General features: G+C 61.1%; 25 protein-coding genes. 13 read left to right on the top strand and 12 right to left on the bottom strand.

Features of this window, described 5'->3' with window-relative positions; all coding sequences use genetic code 11:
* Positions 1 to 95 precede the first annotated feature (95 nt).
* Positions 96 to 1829: a DUF4153 domain-containing protein gene (locus EJD88_RS23885; protein WP_158879163.1), complete on the top strand. Its 1734-nt coding sequence runs from the start codon at positions 96 to 98 to the stop codon at positions 1827 to 1829.
* Here EJD88_RS23885 and EJD88_RS23880 read toward each other — a convergent pair.
* Positions 1826 to 2989 (bottom strand): MFS transporter, encoded by a 1164-nt coding sequence (locus tag EJD88_RS23880; protein WP_099585867.1) that lies wholly within the window; start codon positions 2987 to 2989, stop codon positions 1826 to 1828. The two genes, EJD88_RS23885 and EJD88_RS23880, sit on opposite strands and share 4 nt — an antisense overlap.
* A 240-nt stretch (positions 2990 to 3229) precedes the next feature.
* Positions 3230 to 4426 carry a class I SAM-dependent rRNA methyltransferase gene (locus EJD88_RS23875; RefSeq protein WP_158879162.1) on the bottom strand — a complete coding sequence of 399 codons (1197 nt, stop codon included), beginning with the start codon at positions 4424 to 4426 and terminating at the stop codon, positions 3230 to 3232.
* 277 nt (positions 4427 to 4703) lie between these two features.
* On the opposite strand from EJD88_RS23875, the gene EJD88_RS23870 reads away from it, so the two are divergent.
* Positions 4704 to 5516 carry an HDOD domain-containing protein gene (locus tag EJD88_RS23870; RefSeq protein ID WP_178121997.1) on the top strand — a complete coding sequence of 271 codons (813 nt, stop codon included), beginning with the start codon at positions 4704 to 4706 and terminating at the stop codon, positions 5514 to 5516.
* 21 nt (positions 5517 to 5537) lie between these two features.
* The gene (gene mutM / locus EJD88_RS23865) at positions 5538 to 6350 is read left to right on the top strand and encodes a bifunctional DNA-formamidopyrimidine glycosylase/DNA-(apurinic or apyrimidinic site) lyase (RefSeq protein ID WP_099585865.1); all 813 of its coding nucleotides are present in this window, start codon (positions 5538 to 5540) and stop codon (positions 6348 to 6350) included.
* A 71-nt stretch (positions 6351 to 6421) separates the two neighbouring features.
* Here mutM and EJD88_RS23860 read toward each other — a convergent pair whose 3' ends face one another.
* From EJD88_RS23860 to EJD88_RS23840, 5 genes are all read right to left on the bottom strand, one after another.
* On the bottom strand, positions 6422 to 6673 hold the full coding sequence (locus tag EJD88_RS23860; protein ID WP_057723493.1) for a YfhL family 4Fe-4S dicluster ferredoxin: 252 nt from the start codon (positions 6671 to 6673) through the stop codon (positions 6422 to 6424).
* Between the two features lie 102 nt (positions 6674 to 6775).
* The gene (coaD, locus tag EJD88_RS23855) at positions 6776 to 7255 is read right to left on the bottom strand and encodes a pantetheine-phosphate adenylyltransferase (protein ID WP_003234650.1); all 480 of its coding nucleotides are present in this window, start codon (positions 7253 to 7255) and stop codon (positions 6776 to 6778) included.
* 103 nt (positions 7256 to 7358) lie between these two features.
* The gene (locus EJD88_RS23850) at positions 7359 to 8954 is read right to left on the bottom strand and encodes a GMC family oxidoreductase (protein WP_158879160.1); all 1596 of its coding nucleotides are present in this window, start codon (positions 8952 to 8954) and stop codon (positions 7359 to 7361) included.
* A gap of 38 nt (positions 8955 to 8992) precedes the next feature.
* A complete protein-coding gene (locus tag EJD88_RS23845; protein ID WP_158879159.1) occupies positions 8993 to 9538 on the bottom strand; it encodes a twin-arginine translocation pathway signal protein in 546 nt (181 codons plus the stop codon).
* A 28-nt stretch (positions 9539 to 9566) separates the two neighbouring features.
* Positions 9567 to 10994, bottom strand: coding sequence for a coniferyl aldehyde dehydrogenase (locus tag EJD88_RS23840; protein WP_158879158.1), 1428 nt, complete (start codon positions 10992 to 10994; stop codon positions 9567 to 9569).
* A 147-nt stretch (positions 10995 to 11141) separates the two neighbouring features.
* Here EJD88_RS23840 and EJD88_RS23835 point away from each other — a divergent pair, with 147 nt between their 5' ends.
* On the top strand, positions 11142 to 11813 hold the full coding sequence (locus EJD88_RS23835; protein WP_158879157.1) for a TetR/AcrR family transcriptional regulator: 672 nt from the start codon (positions 11142 to 11144) through the stop codon (positions 11811 to 11813).
* Positions 11814 to 11845: 32 nt separating this feature from the next.
* The gene (locus EJD88_RS23830) at positions 11846 to 12700 is read left to right on the top strand and encodes a sulfurtransferase (protein WP_158879156.1); all 855 of its coding nucleotides are present in this window, start codon (positions 11846 to 11848) and stop codon (positions 12698 to 12700) included.
* On the opposite strand, the gene EJD88_RS23825 is transcribed toward EJD88_RS23830, so the two are convergent.
* From EJD88_RS23825 to EJD88_RS23810, 4 genes are read right to left on the bottom strand one after another with little or no spacing between them, the layout of a single operon-like run.
* On the bottom strand, positions 12687 to 13715 hold the full coding sequence (locus EJD88_RS23825; RefSeq protein ID WP_158879155.1) for a hydrolase: 1029 nt from the start codon (positions 13713 to 13715) through the stop codon (positions 12687 to 12689). The genes EJD88_RS23830 and EJD88_RS23825 overlap by 14 nt on opposite strands.
* Positions 13716 to 13769: 54 nt before the next feature.
* Positions 13770 to 14387 (bottom strand): 16S rRNA (guanine(966)-N(2))-methyltransferase RsmD, encoded by a 618-nt coding sequence (gene rsmD, locus EJD88_RS23820; RefSeq protein ID WP_099585858.1) that lies wholly within the window; start codon positions 14385 to 14387, stop codon positions 13770 to 13772.
* Complete coding sequence (locus tag EJD88_RS23815) at positions 14387 to 15871, bottom strand: pitrilysin family protein (RefSeq protein WP_099585857.1); 1485 nt, start codon at positions 15869 to 15871, stop codon at positions 14387 to 14389. The genes rsmD and EJD88_RS23815 overlap by 1 nt, the downstream gene beginning before the upstream one ends.
* A complete protein-coding gene (locus tag EJD88_RS23810) occupies positions 15864 to 17219 on the bottom strand; it encodes a pitrilysin family protein (protein WP_112192677.1) in 1356 nt (451 codons plus the stop codon). Before EJD88_RS23810 ends, EJD88_RS23815 begins: the two co-directional genes overlap by 8 nt.
* A gap of 233 nt (positions 17220 to 17452) precedes the next feature.
* On the opposite strand from EJD88_RS23810, the gene ftsY reads away from it, so the two are divergent.
* From ftsY to rpoH, 4 genes are all read left to right on the top strand, one after another.
* Complete coding sequence (gene ftsY, locus EJD88_RS23805; protein WP_112192676.1) at positions 17453 to 18871, top strand: signal recognition particle-docking protein FtsY; 1419 nt, start codon at positions 17453 to 17455, stop codon at positions 18869 to 18871.
* Positions 18868 to 19539 (top strand): cell division ATP-binding protein FtsE, encoded by a 672-nt coding sequence (ftsE, locus tag EJD88_RS23800; RefSeq protein ID WP_017737950.1) that lies wholly within the window; start codon positions 18868 to 18870, stop codon positions 19537 to 19539. The genes ftsY and ftsE overlap by 4 nt, the downstream gene beginning before the upstream one ends.
* Positions 19536 to 20558 (top strand): permease-like cell division protein FtsX, encoded by a 1023-nt coding sequence (ftsX, locus tag EJD88_RS23795; protein ID WP_099585854.1) that lies wholly within the window; start codon positions 19536 to 19538, stop codon positions 20556 to 20558. Before ftsE ends, ftsX begins: the two co-directional genes overlap by 4 nt.
* Before the next feature lie 126 nt (positions 20559 to 20684).
* The gene (rpoH, locus tag EJD88_RS23790) at positions 20685 to 21539 is read left to right on the top strand and encodes an RNA polymerase sigma factor RpoH (RefSeq protein ID WP_003176698.1); all 855 of its coding nucleotides are present in this window, start codon (positions 20685 to 20687) and stop codon (positions 21537 to 21539) included.
* A gap of 123 nt (positions 21540 to 21662) precedes the next feature.
* Here rpoH and mtgA read toward each other — a convergent pair whose 3' ends face one another.
* Entirely contained in the window at positions 21663 to 22385 is a 723-nt protein-coding gene (mtgA, locus tag EJD88_RS23785; RefSeq protein ID WP_112192675.1) for a monofunctional biosynthetic peptidoglycan transglycosylase, read from the bottom strand.
* Between the two features lie 74 nt (positions 22386 to 22459).
* On the opposite strand from mtgA, the gene EJD88_RS23780 reads away from it, so the two are divergent.
* The 4 genes from EJD88_RS23780 (at position 22460) to trmB (ending at position 24690) form a co-directional block, all read left to right on the top strand.
* Entirely contained in the window at positions 22460 to 22837 is a 378-nt protein-coding gene (locus EJD88_RS23780; protein ID WP_122307997.1) for a DUF423 domain-containing protein, read from the top strand.
* Positions 22838 to 22908: 71 nt separating this feature from the next.
* Positions 22909 to 23109: a sulfur carrier protein ThiS gene (gene thiS / locus EJD88_RS23775; RefSeq protein WP_160385078.1), complete on the top strand. Its 201-nt coding sequence runs from the start codon at positions 22909 to 22911 to the stop codon at positions 23107 to 23109.
* 48 nt (positions 23110 to 23157) lie between these two features.
* Complete coding sequence (locus EJD88_RS23770; RefSeq protein ID WP_003234615.1) at positions 23158 to 23952, top strand: thiazole synthase; 795 nt, start codon at positions 23158 to 23160, stop codon at positions 23950 to 23952.
* Positions 23953 to 23961: 9 nt separating this feature from the next.
* A complete protein-coding gene (gene trmB, locus EJD88_RS23765; protein WP_099585850.1) occupies positions 23962 to 24690 on the top strand; it encodes a tRNA (guanosine(46)-N7)-methyltransferase TrmB in 729 nt (242 codons plus the stop codon).
* Positions 24691 to 24725 lie beyond the last annotated feature (35 nt).

Raw genomic sequence — 24725 nt, 5'->3', positions numbered from 1 at the left:
CGCTGGCGGCTGGAGGGAACGGGGCAATATTCAGGGCCGAAGTCTTTGTTTAGACTAGCGGCCCTTTGCCCTCACCCCACTCCAAAGGAATTGGAATGCCCGGTATCCATCGTTTTCTTGGGTTCTACCTGCTGATCGGCCTGATCCAGGGAATCGTCTTCTATTTCTCCGACCAGCTCTATCGCTTGAGCGAGACGCTGTTTTTTGTCACCTACACCGTGGTGTTGGTGGGTGGCACCACCTTGCAGCTGTTGGGGGAAAAAGCCCGACAGTGGCGCTCCTTGTTGCCTACGCTGGCGTTCACCCTGTTGATGGGCGGCATGACGTTCTGGGTGTGCTATGGCCTGGACCATGTCGGCAATAACCGTTGGATGATCAACTCCTGGTTCATCAGCGTGGTGGTGTTGAGTTACGTCTGTGCGACGTTTCTGTTTGCCTGGCCCGCTGTAAAAGGGCAGCGCTGGCGCTATGAAGATCTGTTCCAACAAGCCTGGAACAGTGTGTTTATCGTGCTGTACGCCCTGATTCTGGTGGGTGTGTTCATGTTGCTGCTCAAGCTATGGGGCCGACTGTTCCTGATGCTGGGTATCGAGTTCTTCGAGCACCACTTCTGGAGCCAGTTATTCCTGTGTATCAGCCTGCCGCTGGTATTCGCCTTGGGCATGTACTTGGGCGGGCGCAGCGAGAAAATCATCGGCCAGATGCGCGGCATGCTGTTCAGCGCGTGTGGGTTGTTGTTGCCGTTGATCGCACTGATCAGTGTGCTGTTTACCCTGACCTTGCCGTTCACCGGTCTGGAGCGGATCTGGGCCACGGGCTATTCCACACCGATCTTGTTGGTGCTGGCTGGCGTGCAGTTGTTCTTGCTCAACGGCGTGTTCCAGGAGGGCGTCCAAGCCCGGCCGTATCCTAAGTGGCTGACGTACTTTATCGAGTTGAGCCTGCTATGCCTGCCGATCCTGGCCGCGTTGGCGTTTTACTCAAGTTGGCTGCGGGTCGAGCAGTACGCCCTGTCGCCGCAACGCTTCGTCGCCCTGGCGGCGGCGCTGCTGTGTGGCCTGTATGGCCTTGCGGCAGTATGGGCGGTGGCCTTGCGCTCGCCGGTCTGGCTGGGCAACTTGCGTATTACCAACCCGGCCCTGGCGTTGCTGTTCTGTGGGTTGGTGGTGTTGATCAACACGCCGATCCTCGATCCGGTGCGCCTGAGCGTCAACGATCAGGTCCGGCGTTTGCTTGACGGGCGCACCAAGGCTGAAGCGTTCGATGCGCACTACCTGCGGTTTGGCTTGGAGAAGGCGGGCGAGGAGGCGTATGCGAAGTTGCAGGTCGACCTGGATCAGGAGCGCATTCTGGACCCGGATTCGCGCCGCGCCTTGCGTGAACGAATGGACGACACGGCACTGAGTTTCACTGAGCGTTATGCCAAGGAACGGGCCGAGCGGCCCAAGCCCGAACTGGAATGGATCGGCCCGGCGCCCAAAGGCAGCGAACAGTTTGCCGAACTCAGCCTGGACACCGATGCGCCTTGCGCGCCTGGCTGTGTGCTGTGGGCGGTCGATCTCGACAGGGATGGCCAGCCTGAAGTGCTGGCGATACCCCGCACCAGCTATCGTCATGACTTCAAGCCGCCGCGTATTTTCGTACTGGACGAGCAGGGCGAATGGGACGACCGCGGCCCGCTGCTGTGGACGCAACTGCCGGACGGTTACGTCGACACTGAAACGCTGATCCAGGACATCCGCGAAGGCAAGGTTTCCCTGGTCAAGCCGCGCTATCTGCAATTGCAGTCCAGCGACATGTTGCTCAGTCCGGTGATTCGGCAGCCTTAGGCGCGCCCGGTTCGGCGGTTGGTCACCCACCCCCACAGGCTGAGGACAATGAAGCTGAGGGCGATGGTCAACAGCAGGTGATCGCCCGTCTGGGCCAGCGCCGCGCTGCTCACGGCGGCGGTGAGGAACATGATGCTGTTGCCCGCCGACGCCGCTGTGCCCGCGCGACTGGAGAACAGCAGCATCGCCGCAGAAATGGCGGCGGGGCGGACCAGGGTGACGGCCAGGGCGCTGATCAGCATCGGGATCAACAGGCTCAGCGTGTTGATGGCCCGGTAGCTGACGATCAGAGTCAGCAGCACACCCGCAACGAGCAGCAGTCCGAGGCCGATGTTGATTTGTCGAGACAGCGAAATGCGTTTCTGCAAAAACGATGCGGCAACGCCGCCCAGCAGATACGCCACGCCGTACACCATCAGCACCAGCGCGTAGTGGTATTCGGAGAGTTTCAGCGCATCCATGAAAATCAGCGGCGTCACGCTGATCAGCGCGAAATAACAGGCGAATACCAGTGCGGCTATCCACCAATACCGCAGGAAATCGCGGTTGCGGGCCACGGCTTTCAGCGTGTTGATGATCGATACGGACGCGTGATGCGGGCTGGCAGACTTGGACGGCAGGACGCAGAGCGCGTGAATCAACATGCCCAACGCCATCAGGGCAAAGCCATAGAAGCTGCCCTGCCAGTCGAAGGTGGTTTGCAGCCAGGAGCCGATCAGCGGCGACAGTGCAACGAATGAGCCGCTCAAGGTCATGTAATAGAGGCGTATGCGGGCACGGTCCTGCTCGTCGAACAGATCTTCCACCAGCGCGTGGCCTAATACGAAGAACCCGCAACCCATGGCCTGCACGCCGCGAAACAGCAGGAAGCTCAGGTAATCCGGGGCCAGTGCGCAACCTATTGCACCGAGGATCGACAAGGTGATGCAGCCGAGCAGGACTTCCTTGCGCCCCCATTTATCCGACAGCGGACCCGCGACCAGTTGGGAGATCGAAAACACCAGGGTGAACAGGCTGATGGACAGTGCGATGTCTGCGCTAGGCGTGTCGAACCTTGTCGCCAGGGCGGGGAAAGAGGGCAGCAGGATATTGATCGGGAAGAAGCTGATCAGGGAGATGCAGGTGATCAGGATAAAGCGGGAGAGGGTGGTTCCAGACATTGTTGTTGTTTTCCGGAGTAAAACCAGAAACCGATACTAGTCTGCGAAAAGTGGAATTCAATCAAAACGACTGTGGGAGGCTTCCTGGTTTAACGTGGCTTGCAGCTGTAAGAAATAGGCTCCGGTCTAAATGTGGGAGGGGGCTTGCCCCCGATAGCAGAGTGTCAGGCAATAGATTTGCTGACTGATCCACCGCTATCGGGGGCAAGCCCCCTCCCACATTTTTATCTGTGCTTGGCTTTAGCTGTTTGGCAACAACCGGCACGTAATGCTCTTGATATACCGCGTCTCGACAATCGCCGGGTGCACCGGATGATCCGGACCCTGGCCGCCGCGTTCGAGCATCTGGATATTGCGATCCAGGTGACGGGCGCTGGTCAGCAGGATGTTTTGCAGGTCGTCTTCCGGCAGGTGCATGGAGCACGACGCGCTAACCAGGATGCCGTCCTTGCTGAGCAGGCGCATGGCTTGTTCGTTGAGGCGGCGGTAGGCGCCTTCGCCGTTTTTCATGTCTTTTTTGCGTTTGATGAAGGCCGGTGGGTCGGCGACGATTACGTCGAAGCGCTCTTCACTGGCTTTCAGCTCTTTCAACGCTTCAAACACGTCGCCTTCGATGCAGGTCATCTTCTCGGCAACGCCGTTCAGCGCAGCGTTGCGCTCCACGCCATCGAGGGCGAAGGCGGAGGCATCGACGCAGAACACTTCACTGGCGCCGAAGGCCGCGGCTTGCACGCCCCAGCCGCCGATGTAGCTGTACAGGTCGAGTACGCGTTTGCCTTTGGCATACGGCGCCAGGCGCGCGCGGTTCATGCGGTGGTCGTAGAACCAGCCGGTTTTCTGGCCCTGGACCACCGGGGCTTCGAATTTCACGCCGTTCTCTTCCAGCGCAACCCACTCCGGCACCAGGCCGAATACGGTTTCGACGTAGCGGTTGAGGCCTTCGGCGTCGCGTGCGGCGGAGTCGTTCTTGAACAGGATGCCGCTCGGCTTGAGCACTTGGGTCAGTGCAGCGATTACGTCTTCCTTGTGGGCTTCCATGGTCGCCGAGGCGATCTGTACCACCAGGATGTCGCCGAAACGATCGACCACCAGGCCCGGCAGCAGGTCGGAATCGCCGTAGACCAGGCGGTAGAAGGGCTTGTCGAACAGGCGATCACGCAGGGACAGGGCAACGTTGATGCGGTGCACCAGCAGCGACTTGTCCAGCGGCAACTTGATGTCGCGCGACAGCAGGCGGGCGCAGATCAGGTTGTTCGGGCTCATGGCCACGATGCCCAGGGTCTTGCCGCCGGCCGCTTCCAGGATTGCCTGGTCGCCTGCCTGGAAGCCGTGAAGAGGTGTGGCAGCCACATCGATTTCGTTGCTGTAGACCCACAGGTGGCCGTTGCGCAAACGACGATCGGCGTTGGCTTTGAGACGCAGGCTTGGCAGGGACATGACGTCGCTCCGGAAAAAAGAGCGGGAGTATACCTCTTGCGCACCGATTCATGTGGGAGCTGGCTTGCCTGCGATGCAGGCGGCGCGGTGTATCTGACGTACGGCGCTGATGCTGTCGGGGGGCAAACCCCTCCCACATTTGGTCGGGTTTCAGTTTGGGTTGTGGGTGTCGGCCATGTCTGCTTAGGGGGTAGAATCCTCGCCTAGCCCAGAGTGTGTACTTATGTCCCAAGAGCTTTCAGCCGAACAGATCCAACAGGCCCTGCAGGGCATCAGCGTGCCGCCTCAGCCGCAAATCATGGTGGATTTGCAGATGGAGCAGTACATGCCCGACCCGGATCTGGAAGTGATCGCGCGGTTGATCTCCCAGGATCCCGGCTTGTCCGGCGCGTTGCTCAAGATCGTCAACTCGTCGTATTACGGGCTGAGCAACAAGATCGCCTCGATCCAGCGTGCGGTGAACCTGCTGGGCAGCCGTTCGATCATCAACCTGATCAATGCCTTGTCGATCAAGGGCGAGATGAGCGACGACACCATCGTCACCCTCAACCGCTTTTGGGACACCGCCCAGGATGTGGCCATGACCTGCCTTACGCTGGCCAAGCGCACGGGCTCCCAGGCAGTGGACGAGGCCTACGCCCTGGGGTTGTTCCACGATTGTGGTGTGCCGTTGATGCTCAAGCGTTTCCCCAACTACATGACCGTACTGGAAGAGGCCTACGCTAACGCTGGCCTCGACTGCCGCGTGGTCGACACTGAAAACAATGCCTTCAACACCAACCACGCCGTGGTCGGTTACTACACGGCCAAGTCCTGGCGCCTGCCGGAGCATGTGACCGACGCCATCGCCAACCACCACAACGCCCTGGCGGTTTTCAGCGACGAGTCCTCGCGCAATCCCCAGCTGAAAAACCTGTTGGCGATCCTGAAGATGGCCGAGCACATCTGCTCGTCCTATCGAGTGTTGGGCAACCAGGCGGTCGATCACGAGTGGGAAACCGTCGGCCCTCTCGTGCTGGACTACGTGGGCCTGTCGGATTACGACTTTGAGAGCATGAAGTTGTCGATCCGCGAACTGGGCGCACACTGACCCTTCCTTCAAGAGGTACGCATGCCCGAGTTACCCGAAGTCGAAACCACCCGCCGCGGGATTGCGCCGCACCTGGAAGGCCAGCGCGTCAGCCGCGTCGTCGTACGTGAGCGGCGCCTGCGCTGGCCGATCCCGGAAGATCTGGATGTGCGCCTGTCAGGGCAGCGCATCGTGCTGGTGGAGCGGCGTGCCAAGTACCTGTTGATCAATGCCGAGGTGGGCACTTTGATCAGTCACTTGGGCATGTCGGGCAATTTGCGCCTGGTGGAAGTCGGTATGCCGGCGGCCAAGCATGAGCATGTGGATATCGAGCTGGAGTCGGGCATGGCCCTGCGTTACACCGACCCACGGCGCTTTGGCGCGATGCTCTGGAGCCAGGATCCGCACAACCATGAGCTGTTGATCCGCCTGGGGCCGGAGCCGTTGACCGACCTGTTTGATGGCGAGCGCCTGTTCCAGCTGTCCCGCAAGCGGTCGATGGCGATCAAGCCGTTCATCATGGACAACGCGGTCGTGGTGGGCGTGGGCAATATCTACGCGACAGAAGCGCTGTTTGCCGCGGGGATTGATCCGCGTCGTGAGGCGGGGGGGATTTCGCGGGCGCGGTATTTGAAGCTGGCGATTGAGATCAAGCGCGTGCTGGCGGCCGCCATCGAACGGGGTGGCACCACGTTGCGCGACTTTATCGGTGGCGACGGGCAGCCGGGGTATTTCCAGCAGGAGTTGTTCGTCTACGGCCGGGGTGGCGAGGCGTGCAAAGTATGCGGGACTGAGCTGCGCAATGTGGTGCTGGGGCAGCGGGCGAGTGTGTTTTGCCCCAAGTGTCAGAGCTAATGGATGTGTGAAGGCTGATATAGCCATCGGGGGCAAGCCCCCGATGAGACCTTAACAGGCATTAAAGATCTTCAGGCCTTACCGGTAATCTTCCGGTACTTCTCCATCAATTGCTCTTCCGTCTCCGGACGCGCCTCATCCAGCGGAATGCAATCCACCGGGCACACCTGCTGGCACTGGGGCTCGTCATAGTGGCCGACGCACTGGGTACACAGGTTCGGGTCGATTACGTAGATCTCCTCACCTTGGGAAATCGCAGCGTTCGGGCACTCGGGTTCGCAGACGTCGCAATTGATGCAATCGTCGGTGATGATCAGGGACATGGAAACTCCTGCCAGGGCGCTCGGCCAAGGCATCTGAAAACTAATGCGCGCAATTGTGCCGCATTGGCGCCTGCAGTGCGAGCAGGCGCCGATAGAGTGGTCTTACTTCTTGAAGCGCAGGGTCAGCGCGTCGGCCACGGCTGGATGCACGAACTTGGTGATATCTCCGCCCAAAGCGGCGATTTCACGAACCAACGTCGAGGAAATGAACGAATAACGTTCCGACGGCGTGAGAAACAGGCTCTCAACGTCCGGCGCCAGTTGACGGTTCATGTTGGCCAGTTGGAATTCGTATTCGAAGTCCGATACCGCACGCAGGCCGCGCAGGAACACATTGGCGTTCTGCTCTTTGGCGAAGTGCGCCAGCAGCGTCGAAAAACCTACCACTTCTACGTTAGGCAGGTGCCTGGTGACCTCACGCGCCAGCTCCACGCGCTGTTCCAGGGGAAACAGCGGGTTTTTCTTGGGGCTGGCCGCGACCGCGATGATCACATGGTCGAACAAGCGAGAGGCGCGTTCGACCAGATCGCCATGGCCTTTGGTAATCGGGTCGAAGGTTCCTGGGTACAACACTCGGTTCATCGCGTCGTCCTGGCGGAGTCCGTTGGGGAACCGGATGGTATCGCAGCCATCCCGGTCGGCCAAGTCGACTTATGTAGATACATGCCGCTGATCGAGCGTTTTTTCATGCTGTTTTCAGACGTTCGGCCAATGCACTGGCCAGTTGCGCGGTCAATCCGTACACCGACAATTGGGGATTGGCCCCAATACTGGTGGGGAATAACGAGCCATCGTGGATCGACAGATTGCGCAATTGGTGATGGCGACCCAGGCTGTCGGCCACAGCGTTCTTCGGGTCTTCCCCCATGGCGCAACCGCCCATTACATGGGCGCTGCCCAGGGTTGTGCGATGCAGTTCCAGGTTCAAACCGTCAATCAGGTCACGGGCTTGGGCCAAGGTATTCACGTAGCGTGCATCGTGATGCAGCGGCTTGACCGACTTGGCGCCCGCTGCGAATTGAATCTCGGCCATGCTGTGAAAGGCGCGGCGCAGGCCGTCCCAGGCGTAGGGCGAAACCTGATAGTCGAGGACGGGGGTGCCGTCACCGCGCAGATCTACCGTGCCGCCGGGGCTGTCGGGATGAAATCCGTCGCGCAAGAGGGCGAGCATCGCGTGAGTATTGGGTAATTGGCTCATGTCCAGCGCGTTCCCGGTGCCGTAACCGCCAAACAGGGTGCTGGCCAATCCAGGGTGTAAGGGCGGCGCTTCCAGCTTGTAGGACATTTTGCCGGTGGTGCCGTCCTGCCATTGGAAGTGGTCGGAATAGATTGATTGCGGCGCGCCGTAGAACGGGTTGATCACCTCGTCGAACAGCCCAGCGGAGAAATTCACCAGATGCAGGAATGTGCGCTTGCCCAGGCGCGAGTGAGGGTCGGGTGCATCCGAGCGCATCAGCAGTGCCGGGCTGTTGATACCGCCGCCCGATAGCACGTAATGCCTGGCCTTGACCGTGATCCTGCGGCCGGTCGGCGATACGCAGCGCTCATCCATGGCCACGCATTCCAGGCTGCTGATGGTATCGCCGCTGTAGTTGAGGCGTTCGGCACGGGCCAGGTAGAGCAACTCGCCACCTTTCTCCAGGGTGGACGGTATGGTGGTCACCAGCATTGATTGCTTGGCATTGACCGGGCAACCCATGCCGCAATAGCCCAGGTTGAAACAGCCGCGCACATTGCGCGGGATCACATGCCAGCTATAACCGAGCTTTTCACAGCCTCTGCGGATTACGTCGTTGTTGGCGTTTGGCGGGATAGCCCAAGGCGCGATGCCCAAGCGCTGTTCCATTTTCTCGAACCATGGCGCCATCTCGGCGCTGCTGTGGCCCTTGACCGCGTATTCGCTGGCCCAGTGGGCGAGGGTGGCGTCCGGGGTGCGAAAGCTCGATGTCCAGTTGATCAACGTGGTGCCGCCGACTGCCCGCCCCTGCAGGATGGTGATCGCGCCGTCCTTGCTCATGCGGCCGATGCCTTCCTGGTACAGGCTGGCGTAGGCCTCGTCCTCCAGCAGCTTGAAATCGCTGCTGGTCTTGAGCGGGCCTTCCTCGATCAGCAGCACCTTGTAGCCGGCGGCGCTGAGGATCTCGGCCGTGGTGCCGCCCCCGGCGCCGCTGCCGATGATGGCGACGTCGGCTTCCAGCGTCAGGTCATTGTCGAGGGCGGCGCCGTTGTGGGTTTTCCAGCCACGGGCCAGGCCTTCGCGGAACAGATCGGGTACGGGCATCAGGATCGTCTCTTGTTTTTATTGTGGAGGGATGCAGATCAGATCTTCGGCGGGCCGGGATAGCCGCAATGGGCCCAGGACGCCGGCTGGAAGTACCAGGCCATGATTACCAGCTTGAGCAGCGAACCCTGGCCCATGCGCAGCAGGTTCAGGTAGCTGTTTTCCCAGCGGTGCAGGAAGTTGCGGATTTGCTCTGCGCTGGCGTTCTCCCAACTGCCCCAGATACCGGTCAACGGCCCACGGGTAATGCCCATGCCCAATACGTCGAACAGTTGCTGGGTGAGCTTGAACATCTCCGGCGACAGGTGCTGCAGGCTGAAGTCGAGCTTTTTCAGGGTGTCTTCGACGCCGTTGGCGACTTCCTGGGTGCTGGCTACACCCTCCAGCAAGACCGGAATGACCGCGCGCAGAAACGGCAGATCACTGCTGCGCAACAGGGCAAAGCCGCTGGCCGGTGTGCTGCCGGAGCAGCCGCTGAGGCTGGCGCCAAGCCCGGCGGTGGCCAGGAAGGCGCTGGCGCACAGGCCGATTTTCAACACGCCGCGCCGCGACAGTGCGGGTGAATCAGTCAGGCTAGGGTTCATTGTTATTGTTATCCCGTAGGTGGCGGTATCAGCGAACGAACAACGTCTGGATCAACTTCTGGATGGCTTTGCCGTAAGGCGGGTAGATCAACTTGGCAGCGTTCAGGCGCTGTTTCACCAGCACCCCCTTGGCTTTGCTGAAGGTCAGGAAACCCTCATGGCCGTGGTAATGGCCCATGCCCGACGGGCCGATGCCGCCAAACGGCATGTCGTCCTGGGCCACGTGCAACAGGGTGTCGTTCAGGCACACGCCGCCGGAATGGGTCTCGTGCAGCACGCGGTTCTGTTCGCCCTTGTTGTAGCCGAAGTAATACAGGGCGAGTGGGCGAGGGCGTTGGTTGATGTAGGCAAACGCTTGGTCGATACCGCGATAGGGCACGATCGGCAGCACGGGGCCGAAGATCTCGTCCTGCATCACGGTCATGTCATCGCTGACATTCAGCAGCAGGCTGTGGGCCATGCGGCGCGCCTGGCCTTGCTCATACAACGGAACCAGCGTGGCGCCTTTGTCGGTGGCGTCCTTGATGTAGGCATTGAGCCGGGCCAATTGTCGCTCGTTGATGATGGCGGTGTAGTCCGGGTTGTCGGTCAGGGTCGGATAAAACCCGCGAACGGCTTTGCTGTAAGCCTCGACGAAACCTTCGACGCGGTCTTCCGGCACCAGCACGTAATCCGGCGCGACGCAGGTTTGCCCGGCATTCAAGGCTTTGCCGAAAGCGATGCGTTCGGCGGCGTCCTTGAGCGGCACATCGGCGGAAACGATGGCGGGCGACTTGCCGCCCAGCTCCAGGGTGACCGGCGTAAGGTGTTCCGCCGCCGCGCGCATCACGTGTTTGCCAATGCTGGTGGCGCCGGTGAACAGCAGGTGGTCGAAGCGCAGCTTGGAAAACGCCATGCCCACGTCGGCTTCACCCAGCACCACGCACACCAGGTCCTCGGGGAAGATCTTCGCCAGCAGGGTTTTGAGTAGCGCGCCAGTGGCGGGAGTGGACTCGCTGAGCTTGAGCATCACCCGATTGCCCGCCGCCAACGCGCCCACCAACGGCCCGATGGCCAGGTACAGCGGGTAGTTCCACGGCACGATCACGCCGACCACGCCCAGCGGCTGGTAAATGACCTTGGCTGACGCCGGTTGAAAGGCAATGCCTACAGCACGGCGCGAAGGTTTCATCCAGCCCTTGAGGTGTTTGCTGGCGTAGTGAATGCCGTGCAGGCTGGGCATCAATTCGGCGAACAGGGTTTCGTCGGCGCTGCGGTGGCTGAAATCCTGGCTGATCGCGTTGATCAGCGCCTGGCGCTCGTCGCTGAGCAGGTCGCGCAGGGCCTTGAGCCATTGCTGGCGTTGCGCGGCTGGCGGCATGGGGTTGGTGGCGTAGGCGCGGCGTTGAGTGTCGAACAGGTCCTGGAGTTGATCCAGCACCTGGGAGTCCTGCAGGTAGGCAACGTTGGCAGACATGGCGCAGCACCGATTGTTATTGGTCTGCCTGGATTTTTAGAGTCATTGCTCTAAATTGTCAAATAACATTGCGGCAACATGCAGATTTATCCTGGCAAGGATAGGTCGTAAGATGCCCCATCACGTGTATAGAAGCTGATTCCCCCTATGGCCCCACGAGTAAAGACCAGCGAGCGCATTGTGCAAACCAGCCTGGAGCTTTTTAACCAGCAGGGCGAGCGCAGTATCAGCACCAACCATATCGCCGCCCATATGGAAATTTCGCCGGGGAACCTGTACTACCACTTCCCCAACAAGCAGGCGATCATCGCCGTGCTGTTTCGTGAATACGAAGCGCTGGTCGACAGCTTTCTGCGCCCACCACAGGGGCGCGCCGCGACGGTCCATGATAAGCGTTTCTACCTGCAGGCCTTGCTGGCCGGGATGTGGCGCTATCGCTTCCTGCATCGCGACCTTGAGCATCTGCTGGAGAGCGACCCTGAACTGGCCACCGGCTATCGGCGTTTTTCCCAGCGTTGCCTGATCCAGGGCAACGCGATCTACCAGGGGTTTGTCGACGCGGGCATCCTCAATATGGACCCGGTTCAAACCGAAGCCCTGACCCTCAATGCCTGGATCATCCTCACGTCCTGGGTGCGGTTCTTATGCACCACCAATGAAAACTCCGCCCAATTGAGCGCCGAAGCCATCAAGCGCGGGGTGTATCAGGTGCTGGTGCTGGAGGCGGGTTTTGTCACGCCTCAGGCGAAAGAGGCGGTGGATGCGCTGTTCAAAGAGTTTTACGTGCCGTTGAACCAGGCACTGGAAGAAGTGAAGTAGACCTTTCCCACATGCATTCGTAGGAGTTCGTCATGCCGCTTGCCCAACTGATCAGTCCCCAGCAATTGGCCGAGCGCCAGGAGTCGGCCGGGCTGGTGATCCTGGATTGCCGTTTTGCCCTGGAAGACCCGGATTACGGTCTGTGCAGCTACGCCGAAGGGCACATCGAAGGCGCGCAATATGCCGACCTGGAACGCCATCTCAGCGGCCCGGTAATCAGGGGCGTGACCGGTCGTCACCCATTGCCGGCGGCGGACACTTTGGTTCAGCAATTGCGGGCCTGGGGCATCAGCGCAGATACCAATATTGTGCTGTATGACGACGGCCCCGGCGCCTATGCCGCCCGCGCCTGGTGGCTGCTGGCCTGGCTGGGCAAGCGCGATGGCGTGTTTATCCTGGATGGCGGCCTCAAGGCCTGGCACTCCGCCGGTTTCCCGCTGAGCCTGGACGCGCCGCTGGTTGAGCCTGGGACGTTCGCCGGTACGCCGGACAACCGCCTGCTGGTGGACGCCGAACACCTGCAAAAACGCTTGGCCCAGTCGGGTCTGACCCTGATCGACGCCCGCGCTCAAGCACGTTTTCGCGGCGAAGTGGAGCCGATCGACCCGATCGCCGGGCACATCCCTGGCGCGCAATGTGCGGCCTTCAACGAAAACCTGGGCGCCGATGGCCGCTTCCTTCCGGCTGAACAGCTCAAGCAGCGCTTCGCCGCCCAACTGCAAGGCCGCTCGCCGGATGAGCTGGTGGCATATTGCGGTTCCGGCGTGACGGCGTGCCACAACCTGTTCGCCCTGAGCCTGGCGGGTTATCCGTTGGGCAAGCTGTATGCGGGGTCGTGGAGTGAGTGGATTACTGATCCGGCGCGGGCGATAGCTACGGGCGACTGAGTTCCCTGCCGTGTAAGCCACCTCCCACATGTGCCCTAAGCCATTGTGGGATGCGGCGCTCCAGGTAGTAGCTGGGGCGTTTCAGTGAGCCATCGACGAAGCCCACGTGCCCACCTTTGGCCGTCAGCTCAAATTCGGTGCACGCCGACAGCTCGCTGGCCTCGGGCAAGCTGTGGGCGAAGACGAACGGGTCGTCGGCGGCATGGATAATCAGGGTCGGTGTGCGAATGTCGCCCAGGTAATATCGACTCGATGCCTTTCGGTAATAATCCTCTGCACTGAGAAAACCGTGCAACGGCGCGGTTACCCGGCCATCGAAGTCCCAGAACGTACGCATCTTCTCCAGGGATCCGAGTGCTTCAAGGGTTTTTAGCCCATCCTCTCGACCATCCTGCAAAAACTGACGCTGCTTGACGCGGATATACGCCAACATCTCGCGCATGAAGTGCTTCTGATACACCCGCGAAAACCCCAGCCCGATGCGGTCTGCGCACTGGTCCAGGCGAAACGGCACCGACACCGCCGCCGCGCCTTGCAGCCCCGACGCTTCGCCGGTTTCACCCAGGTGCTTGAGCAATACATTGCCGCCAAGGGAATAACCCACGGCATACAACGGCGCCAATGGCCGCTTGGCGCGCAAGTGCGCAATTGCTGCGGCCAGGTCTTCGCTGGCGCCCGAGTGATAGCTGCGGGCCAACAGATTTGGTTCCCCTGAGCAGCCTCGCCAGTTCAGCGCCACACTGGCCCAGCCTTGTGCGGCGAGGACTTTTTGCAGTCCGGCCACGTAAGGCGAGTTGGATGAACCGGTCAGCCCGTGCAGCACCAGCACCAAGGGGGCTTGCGCGTCATGGGGCCCATGCCAGTCGAGGTCGAGAAAATCGCCGTCTTCCAGCCACAGGCGTTCGCGTTGGCGCTCGATATGGGTAGTGGGACGCCACAACGGCCCCCACAGTGTTTGCAGGTGGGGGTTGCCGAGGCCGAAGGCGGGGGTGAATCTTTCAGAAGAAGGGGTCATGCAGATCTCTGTGGCATGGGGTGAGCGGGCCCACCACAGAAGCCCGCACTGAGACTACTCGGCGTGTTCTACCACCCGGTGCCACAAAGCGTAATACACCCGACCGGATTTCTGCTCCCGGTGCAGACGCCACGCGCCCGGTAAACCCAGGGTGGACGGCGCGGTCTCGCTTTCAGTGTAGATCCACGCATCCGGCGCCAGCCATTGGCGTTCTTCCAGCAGTGCGCACACGGTGGGCAGCAGGTTCTGGTTGAACGGCGGGTCGAGGAACACAACGTCGTACTCGCTGGCCGCCTGGGTTTCCAGGTAGCGCAGAGCGTCGGCCGTTTGTACCTGGCCATTGGTGCAACGCAGCGTGCCCAGGTGTTCCTTGAGGCTGGAGACCGCGACATTGCTGGCATCCAGCGCCTGTGCCTGGGATGCGCCACGGGACAACGCTTCCAGGAACAGTGCGCCACTACCGGCGAACGGGTCCAGCACCTTGGCGCCCGCGATGTACGGCGCGAGCCAGTTGAACAGGGTTTCACGCACGCGATCCGGCGTTGGACGCAGGCCCACGACATCGGGGAAGCTCAGCTTGCGGCTGCCCCATTCACCGCCAATGATGCGCAGTTGGCCCACACCGTTGTGTACGTTGTGGACAGGTTTTTTCGGGCGAGATGAACTGGCCATTAATGCTCCGGAACCCCGAGCGGCTGCTCGGCGGGTTTATCAGTGGGGGGCGGTAGTGGCTTTTGCGCAATCGTCGGGCCGGCGGTCACGATGACCATCTTGTCGGCGCTCAAGTGTTTATTCATTGCAGCCTTGACCTGCTCTACGGTCAGGGCCTGGGATTGTTTCATGAAATCTTCCAGATAGCTCAGCGGCAGGTTGTAGAAACCCATGGCGCCCAGCTGCCCAACGATATCGGCGTTGCTCGCGGTAGACAGCGGGAAGCTGCCGGCCAGCTCGCGCTTGGCGTCATCCAGCTCTTTTTGCGTCGGGCCGGTCTTGAGGTAATCGGCGACTACGTCTTCAACCAGGCGCAGGGTGCCGCCACTCATTTCGGCGCGGGTCTGCAGGTTGATCATGAACGGACCGCGTACCTGCATCGGCGAGAAACCGGAGTAGACACCGTAGGTCAGGCCACGCTTTTCACGGACTTCGCTCATCAAGCGGGTACCGAAGCCGCCGCCGCCGAGGATCTGGTTACCCAGGGACAAGGCCGCGTAGTCCGGGTCGGCGCGGTCGATACCGAGTTGGGCGAACAGCAAGTGGGTCTGCTTGGACGGAAACTCGATACGGCTCAGGCCGGCCTTGGGTTCGGTCGGCTGGGCAATCTTCGCCAGGGCCGGGCCTTTAGGCAGCGATGCGGACACTTTCGCCGTCATGGCTTCGGCTTCGGCGCGGGTCAGGTCACCGACCACTGCAATCACCGCATTACCGGCGGCGTAAGCCTTGGCATGGAACGCCTGCAACTGCGCCAGGGTGATTTTCGGCACGCTTTCTGGTGTGCCTTCGCTTGGGTGTGCGTAAGGATGATCGCCGTACAAGCGCTTGAACAGCTCCAGGCTCGCCAGTTTGCCGGGGTTCTGCTTCTGGTATTCGAAGCCGGCGAGGATCTGATTCTTGATACGGGCAAGGGAGTCGGCCGGGAAGGTCGGTTTGCCGATCACTTCGTCAAACAGCGCCAGAGCGGCGTCGCGTTTATCGCTGGCGCTCAAGCTACGCAGGGACACCAGAGCCATGTCGCGGTAGGCGCCGTTGCCGAAGTCGGCACCCAGGCCTTCAAAACCACTGGCGATCTGGCTGACATCCTTGCCAGGAATACCTTCGTTGAGCATGGCGTTGGTCATCAGCGCCAGGCCCTGCACATCGCCGTCCTGGCTGCTGCCGGCGGCGAACAGGATGCGCAGGTCGAACATCGGCAGCTCATGGGCTTCAACAAACAGCACCTTGGCGCCTTCGGCGGTGGTCCAGGTTTGCACGTCGAGCTTGCGGTTGGTCGGCGCCTTGCCGTCCAGTTCTGCCAGGGATTGCAGCGTGTTGGCCGATTGAGCTTTTTCCAGCGCGGGGCTGGCTACCGATTCACTCGGGCGCAGGAAATACACGGCGCTTGCCGCGATCAGGGTGACGGCGATCAGGCCGGGCAGGATCAGGCTTTTGCGATCACTCATGAGCAGTCTCCTCAGGCAGAACATGGGCGACGCTCAGACGCTCGCGGGTGAAATAGGTGCGCGCGGCCTTTTGGATGTCTTCCGGGGTCACGCTTTGCAGGTCGGCGAGTTCGCTGTCCATGAGTTTCCAGGACAGGCCAACGGTCTCCAGGGAGCCGATGGCCGTGGCCTGGCTGGTGATGGAGTCACGCTGGTAGACGAGGCCGGCGATGACCTGGGCGCGGATTCGCTCCAGCTCTTCGGCGGTTGGCGGCTTGGCCTTCAACTCGTCCAGCAACCGCCACAGGCCGGCTTCGGCTTGGGCAATGGTCTTTTTCTTCTGCTGGTTCGGTGTGGCCGACAGCATGAACAGCGTATCGCCACGGGTATAGGCGTCGTAGTTGGTGGAGGCGGCCGACACCAGCTCTTCACCGCGTTCCAACTGCTCCGAGATGCGTGCGCTGTAGCCGCCATCCAACAGGGCCGAGATCAGGCGCAGGGCTTGTACCGAACGTTTGTCTTCGGCAGTCGCCAGGCCCGGCACGTTGAATCCGAGCATCACACTCGGCAGTTGGGTCTGCACGTGCATCGTCAGCAGGCGTTCGCCGGGTTCGGCCAGCTCCATCGGGATCTTGGCGGGCGGTACGTCGCGCTTGGGGATCGGGCCGAAGTAGCGCTGGGCCAGGGTTTTCACCTCGTCCGGGGTCACGTCGCCGACGACCACCAGGGTGGCGTTGTTCGGCACGTACCAGGACTGGTACCAGTGGCGCAGTTCCTCGACCTTCATGCGGTCCAGGTCGGCCATCCAGCCGATGGTCGGCGTGTGGTAGCCGCTGGCCGGGAAAGCCATGGCCTTGAAGCGCTCGAAGGCCTTGGACATCGGGTTGTCGTCGGTGCGCAGGCGGCGTTCTTCTTTGATGACCTCGATTTCGCGGCTGAACTCGTCGGCCGGCAGGCGCAGGCTGGCCATGCGATCGGCTTCGAGTTCGAAGGCCACGCCCAGGCGGTCGCGGGCCAGGACTTGGTAGTACGCGGTGTAGTCATCGCTGGTGAACGCGTTTTCTTCGGCGCCCAGGTCGCGCAGGATCAGCGAGGCTTCGCCGGGGCCGACTTTGGCGCTGCCCTTGAACATCATGTGTTCCAGGGCGTGGGACAAACCGGTCTGGCCCGGGGTTTCGTAGCTCGAACCCACCTTGTACCAAACCTGGGAAACCACCACCGGGGCGCGATGATCTTCGCGCACGACGACCTTGAGACCGTTGTCCAGGGTGAATTCGTGGGTGGGTTGTGGGTCGGCAGCCAAAGCTGAAAGAGGCAGACAAACTGTGCTGAACAGCAGGCCTGCGGCGCGGCGGGCTAGAGCATTCATTCGTTTTTAAACCTGTTGGGCTGCCCGCTTGGTCTTAGCGTCGGCGGGCGAGGAGGTGCTAGGATACTGGTCGAATATACGGACGGCCACTGCGGCAGTCTTGTTGAGGCCCTATTTTGGCCTTACAAAATGTTGCGCATGAACGAGCTGGCTAAAAAACAGTCTGTTACGCATCGAATTTTATTTACCGGCGCGCCCCTCTGGCGCGTCGCTACCTTGAGATAGCCGTCTCCATGTTTGGTTCCAACGACGACAAGAAGACCCCAGCTGCGGCTGGCGAGAAGAAAGGCCTGTTCGGATGGCTGCGCAAAAAGCCGCAGGAAACCGCTGTTGAACAGCCACAGGTTCAAGCTGAGCCGATCCCCGACCCTATAGTAGAAGCCGAACCGGTTGCCGAAGCGCCAGCGCCGGTGGTGTTGCCGATGGCTGAGCCGGTGTTGCAGCCGGTGGTTGAGGCTGAGCCGGAACCTGAGCCCGAGCACAAGCCATGGCCTGAGTTGCCGGTGGCCGAAGAGCCCGTGGCGTTGGTCGAAGACGTCCAGGCTGAACACCTGGCCCCGCCGATTCCTGCGGTGGTTGAGCCGGTTGAGGTAGTGGTCCAGGCGCCGCCCGTTGTCGAAGTCCCTGCGCCTGTTGCTGTTGTGGTCGCTGCGCCCGTCCAGGTTGTCGAGGCTATCGAGGTTGTCGAGCCAGAACCGCTCGCTCCCTCTGCAGAAACCACCAAGACCGGCTTCTTCGCCCGCCTCAAGCAAGGCCTGAGCAAGACCAGCGCCAGCATCGGCGAAGGCATGGCCAGCCTGTTCCTCGGCAAGAAGGTCATTGATGACGAACTGCTGGAAGACATCGAAACCCGCCTGCTGACCGCCGACGTGGGCGTCGAAGCCACCGCCGTGATTATCCAGAGTCTGACCCAGAAGGTCGCGCGCAAGCAGCTGACCGACGCCGACGCACTCTACAAATCCTTGCAGGCCGAACTGGCCGCGATGCTCAAGCCCGTGGAAGCCCCGCTGGTGATCACCCCGAACAAGCCGTTCGTGATCCTGGTGGTGGGCGTCAATGGCGCAGGCAAGACCACTACCATCGGCAAGCTGGCCAAGAAGCTGCAACTGGAAGGCAAGAAAGTCATGCTCGCCGCCGGTGACACCTTCCGCGCCGCCGCCGTTGAGCAATTGCAGGTCTGGGGCGAGCGCAACAAGATCCCGGTGATCGCCCAGCACACCGGCGCCGACTCCGCTTCGGTGATCTTCGATGCCGTGCAAGCCGCCAAGGCGCGCAACATCGACGTGCTGATCGCCGACACCGCCGGTCGCCTGCACACCAAAGACAATTTGATGGAAGAACTGAAGAAAGTGCGCCGCGTGATCGGCAAGCTTGATGCCGACGCGCCCCACGAAGTGCTGCTGGTGCTGGACGCCGGTACCGGCCAGAACGCCATCAGCCAGGCCAAGCAATTCAACCAGACGGTGCAACTGACCGGCCTGGCATTGACTAAGCTCGACGGCACAGCCAAAGGTGGCGTGATCTTCGCCCTGGCCAAACAGTTCGGGTTGCCGATTCGTTATATCGGCGTCGGTGAAGGCATCGATGACCTGCGCACCTTTGAAGCCGAACCCTTTGTAGAGGCACTGTTTGCCGAGCGGGAGCGTTCATGATTCGATTCGAACAGGTCGGTAAACGCTATGCCAACGGGCATGTGGGCTTGCATGAGCTGAGCTTTCGAGTGCGGCGCGGCGAGTTCTTGTTTGTAACCGGGCACTCCGGCGCCGGTAAAAGTACCTTGTTGCGCCTGCTGCTGGCCATGGAACGCCCGACCACCGGCAAGTTGCTGCTGGCCGGCCAGGACCTGGCCACCATCAGCAATGCGCAGATTCCGTACCTGCGCCGGCAGATCGGCGTGGTGTTCCAGAACCACCAGTTGCTGTTCGATCGGACGGTATTCAACAACATTGCCCTGCCATTGCAGATTCTCGGGCTGTCCAAGGCCGAGATCGTCAAGCGCGTGGACTCGGCCCTGGAGCGCGTGGCGCTGTCGGACAAGACCGACCTCTACCCTGGCGACCTCTCCACCGGCCAGCAACAGCGCGTCGGCATTGCCCGCGCCATCGTCCATCGCCCGGCCTTGCTGCTGGCGGACGAACCTACCGGTAACCTCGACCCGCGTCTGGCGGCCGAGATCATGGGGGTGTTCGAGGACATCAACCGCCTGGGCACCAGCGTATTGATCGCCAGCCACGACCTGGCGCTGATCGCCCGCATGCGCCACCGCATGCTGACCCTGCAACGCGGTCGTCTGATCGGTGATGGGGAGGCCGGCGTATGAGTGCCACCCGCAGCCCCAAGGTTTCCGAGCGCGTGGCGCCGAAACCGGCCGACCCGCAACCGAAAAAGAAAAAACACGACGATGACGACGGTCCGGACTTCAGCACGCTGCTGCGCGCCTGGATCGAAAGCCATCGTGCCAGCCTGCTGGACAGCCTGCGTCGCCTGGGCAAGCAGCCGATCGGCAGCTTTTTCACCTGTCTGGTGATGGCTGTGGCCTTGAGCCTGCCGATGGGTTTGTCCCTGCTGCTCAATAATGTCGAGCGTCTGGGCGGTTCCTGGCAGCGTGCGGCGCAGATTTCGCTGTACCTGAACCTGGATGCCAGTACCCAGCAAGGCGAAGCGCTGCGTGACGACATCAAGAACATCCCAGGCGTGGCGGATGCCGAGTACGTCAGTCGCGACCAGGCGCTTGAGGAGTTCCAGCAACAGTCCGGCCTGGGTGAGGCGCTCAAGGAGCTGCCGCAGAACCCGCTGCCAGGCGTGGTGCTGGTGACGCCGAACGAAGTGGACAAGACCGCCCTGGAAGCCCTGCGTCAAAAACTCGCAGAGATGCCCAAGGTGCAACAGGCGCAACTTGATCTAGTCTGGGTTGAGCGCCTGGCCGCCATCCTCAAGCTGGGCGACCGTTTTGTGTTCGGCCTGACGGTGCTGTTGGTGTCTGCATTACTTTTGGTGATAGGTAATACCATTCGTCTTCATATTGAAAACCGTCGCACCGAGATAGAAGTGATTAAACTGGTCGGCGGCACGGACAGCTATGTGCGTCGGCCTTTTCTGTACATGGGTGCGCTTTATGGCCTGGGTGCGGGGATTTTGTCCTGGGGCGTGTTGGCATTTGGCCTGGACTGGCTGAATGACGCGGTAATCGGGCTTGCCGGGTTGTACGGCAGCGATTTTGCCCTGGCCGGCGTGCCGGTCGCCGATGGTCTGAGCCTCTTGCTTGGCGCGGTCTTGTTGGGTTATATCGGTGCGTGGATTGCGGTCGCACGGCATTTACGTGAGCTGGCACCGAAGTAGTTAATGTCAGATTAATGTGGTTTCGTTTGTATTGACCGTATCAGTGGTTTAGGGAACTTGTCCTACGGTTCCCGGTCAATTTTCGCAGTGCTGAACTGCACGAGTTATGTAAGTCGGAGGTTTCGTATGACCACTTCTTTGCAACCTGCTTATGCCTTGGTCCCGGGTGCGAACCTGGAAGCCTATGTGCATACGGTCAACAGCATTCCATTGCTGACACCCGAGCAGGAGCGTGAACTGGCCGAGAGTCTCTATTATGAGCAGGATTTGGGGGCGGCTCGGCAGATGGTGCTCGCCCACCTGCGTTTTGTCGTACATATCGCCCGTAGCTATAGCGGCTACGGCCTGGCCCAGGCTGACCTGATCCAGGAAGGCAACGTCGGCCTGATGAAGGCGGTCAAGCGCTTCAACCCGGAAATGGGTGTGCGCCTGGTGTCGTTCGCGGTTCACTGGATCAAGGCGGAAATCCACGAGTTCATCCTGCGCAACTGGCGCATCGTGAAAGTCGCGACCACCAAGGCCCAGCGCAAACTGTTCTTCAACCTGCGCAGCCAGAAGAAACGCCTGGCGTGGCTGAACAACGAGGAAGTCCACCGCGTGGCCGAAAGTCTCGGCGTGGAGCCCCGTGAAGTGCGCGAGATGGAAAGTCGACTGACCGGCCATGACATGGCCTTCGACCCGGCCGCTGAAGCGGACGACGACAGCGCCTTCCAATCGCCGGCCAACTACCTGGAAGACCACCGGTACGACCCGGCGCGTCAACTGGAGGACGCCGATTGGAGCGACAACTCCAACCACAACCTGCACGAAGCGCTGGAAGTGTTGGACGACCGCAGCCGTGACATCCTCTACCAGCGCTGGCTGGCGGAAGAAAAAGCCACGCTGCATGACCTGGCGCAGAAGTACAACGTGTCGGCCGAGCGGATTCGTCAGCTTGAGAAAAGCGCGATGAACAAGCTGAAGTTGTCGATCGCCGCCTAAAGGGTAACGCGGTCAAAATGTGGGAGGGGGCTTGCCCCCGATTGCAGTGGGTCAGCTACAGATAAGCTGACTGATCCACCGCTATCGGGGGCAAGCCCCCTCCCATATTTGTTTTGTGTAGTGTCAGTCAGACCAGGGCGCTTTGCGGGAGTTGTTCAGCTCAAGCAGGTAGCCATCGCCACCGAGTTGACTCATCTGCTGCCGAATCCAAGCCGCCCGCCGCGCCACATACGCGGTCGGATGGCTGGCACTCCACACCCGTGGGTTTGGCAGCACCGCCGCCAGGTAACTGGCCTGCTGCCGTGAAAGCCCCTTGGCACTCACACCAAAGTGATGCCGCGCCGCCGCTTGCGCGCCGAACACCCCTTCATCCCATTCCACGCTGTTGAGGTACACCTCAAGGATCCGCTCCTTGGGCCACAGCACCTCGATCAGCCCGGTAAACCAGGCTTCCAGCCCTTTGCGCAAATAACTGCGGCCAGCCCACAGGAACAGGTTTTTCGACACCTGCTGGCTCAACGTACTGGCCCCGCGAATCGAGCCGCCGCGCTCGTTGTGCAGGATCGCCGCCTGGATCGCGCCGAAATCAAAGCCCCAATGCTGCGGGAAGCGCTGGTCTTCACCGGCCATCACCGCCACTTTGAGCTCATCGGATATCTCGTCCCACGGCACCCAGGTGCGCTGCAGGTCAATGGGTTCGCCGTCGAACCAGGATTCGACCTTGCGCTCCACCATCAGCGCAGTGAACGGCGGCGGGACGACACGAAACAGCAGCACCAGCAATACACTGCCGATGGCAAACCATTTCACGACGTTGAGAAAGCGTTTGAAGAGGAGACGCAGCATAGAGATGGCTTGGCCGAACCCGTTGAGCGGGCCATTATACAGACCCTGCCCGATGAGTCTGACTGGAGTTCCCCATGCTGCGAAGCTTTCTGATGCTGGCCGCGTTTTTCGGCTTCACCGGTGTCGCCCTCGGCGCCTTCGCCGCCCATGGCCTGAAAAACCGTCTGAGCGCCGAGTACCTGGCGATCTTCCATACCGGCGTGACCTACCAACTGGTGCACACCCTCGCACTGTTTGGCGTGGCATTGCTGGCGGCCCATCTTCCCGGCCGCCTGGTGACGTGGGCCGGTATCTCGTTTGTCGTCGGTATCCTGCTGTTCTCCGGCAGCCTGTATGTGTTGACTACCACGGGCATCAGCAAGCTCGGCATCATCACGCCGTTCGGTGGCCTGGCATTCCTGCTCGGCTGGTTCTTCCTCGGCCTGTTTGCCTGGCGCTTGCAGGTCGTCTGACCAAGGGACTTGGGCCAGCAACACCAATCAAGCTAGAATGCTGGCCCCTAAAAACGATGGCGGCCCGTGGCATGCGCATTCAGTTGAACGGCGAATCCTTTGAACTGCCCGACGGCGCAACCGTTGCGGCCCTGCTGACCCGCCTGGAACTGACCGGGCGTCGTGTTGCAGTGGAGCTCAACCTGGATATCGTCCCGCGTAGCCAGCATGAAGGCACCGCGCTCAGCGACGGTGACCAGGTCGAAGTGGTCCACGCCATCGGCGGCGGCTAGTCGCCTGCCCGAATTCTGCAGAACCTCACCCCATTACGAGGATTTCCCATGAGCATCGTTCGTAGCGACAAGCCTTTCGTTCTGGCCGGTCGTACCTACCAGTCCCGCCTGCTGGTCGGCACCGGCAAGTACCGCGACATGGAAGAAACCCGCCTGGCCATCGAAGCCTCGGGTGCCGAGATCGTGACCTTCGCCGTGCGCCGCACCAACCTCGGCCAGATCGAGGGCGAGCCGAACCTGCTCGAAGTGCTGTCGCCGGATCGCTACACCTTCTTGCCGAACACCGCCGGTTGCTATGACGCCATCGAAGCCGTGCGCACCTGCCGCTTGGCCCGTGAGCTGCTCGACGGCCACAACCTGGTGAAGCTGGAAGTACTGGCCGACCAGAAAACCTTGTTCCCCAACGTGATCGAAACCCTCAAGGCCGCTGAAACGCTGGTCAAGGAAGGCTTCGACGTGATGGTCTACACCAGTGATGACCCGATCATCGCCCGTCAATTGGCGGAAATCGGCTGCATCGCAGTGATGCCGCTGGCCGGTCTGATCGGCTCCGGCCTGGGTATCTGCAATCCGTACAACCTGCAGATCATCCTTGAAGAAGCCAAGATCCCGGTGCTGGTGGATGCCGGCGTAGGCACCGCCTCCGACGCGACCATCGCCATGGAGCTGGGCTGCGACGCGGTGCTGATGAACTCGGCCATCGCCCATGCCCAGCAACCGATCATGATGGCCGAAGCCATGCAACACGCCATCGTCGCAGGCCGCCTGGCCTACCTCGCCGGGCGCATGCCGAAAAAACTCTACGCCAGCGCCTCTTCGCCGCTGGATGGTCTGATCAAGTAAGAGCCATTGATGACTGAATCAAACGAAACGCCGAACACCGTGGAAGCCGCTGGCGACGAGTCCAAGCACCGCCGCATCAAGAGTTTTGTGATGCGCGCCGGTCGCATGACAGAAGGCCAGCAAAAGGGCCTGGAGCAAGGCACGCCGCTGTTCGTATTGCCCCTGGCCGATGCGCCGGTGGACTACGACCAAGTGTTCGGCCGCTCGGCCCCGCGTTCCCTGGAGATCGGTTTCGGCATGGGCCATTCCCTGCTGGAAATGGCCGCCGCTGCGCCGGACCAGGACTTCATCGGCGTGGAAGTGCACCGTCCAGGTGTCGGCGCACTGCTTAACGGCGTGCTGACCCAAGGCCTGACCAACCTGCGCGTCTACGACTGCGACGCGATTGAAGTGCTCAACCGCTGCATTGCCGACAACAGCCTCGACCGCCTGATGCTGTTCTTTCCGGACCCATGGCACAAATCCCGTCACCACAAGCGCCGCATCGTCCAGGCGTCCTTTGCGGAACTGGTGCGCAGCAAGCTTAAAGTTGGCGGCATCCTGCACATGGCCACCGACTGGGAGCCCTATGCCGAATACATGCTGGAAGTGATGGACGTTGCCCCTGGCTACCGCAACCTGGCGCAAGACGGCAAATGCGTGCCACGCCCGGCTGAGCGGCCGATCACCAAGTTCGAACGTCGCGGTGAGCGGTTGGGGCATGGGGTTTGGGATTTGAAGTTCGAGAAGCTGGCCTGACCCGCTTTCGAATTGAAATGCAGTAAAAATGTGGG

It is taken from the genome of Pseudomonas sp. PB105, assembly GCF_009764655.1.
GTDB lineage: Bacteria > Pseudomonadota > Gammaproteobacteria > Pseudomonadales > Pseudomonadaceae > Aquipseudomonas > Aquipseudomonas cyclaminis.
The sequence above is the reverse complement of the archived record's forward strand: the minus strand, read 5'-3'. Positions and strand labels throughout refer to the sequence as shown.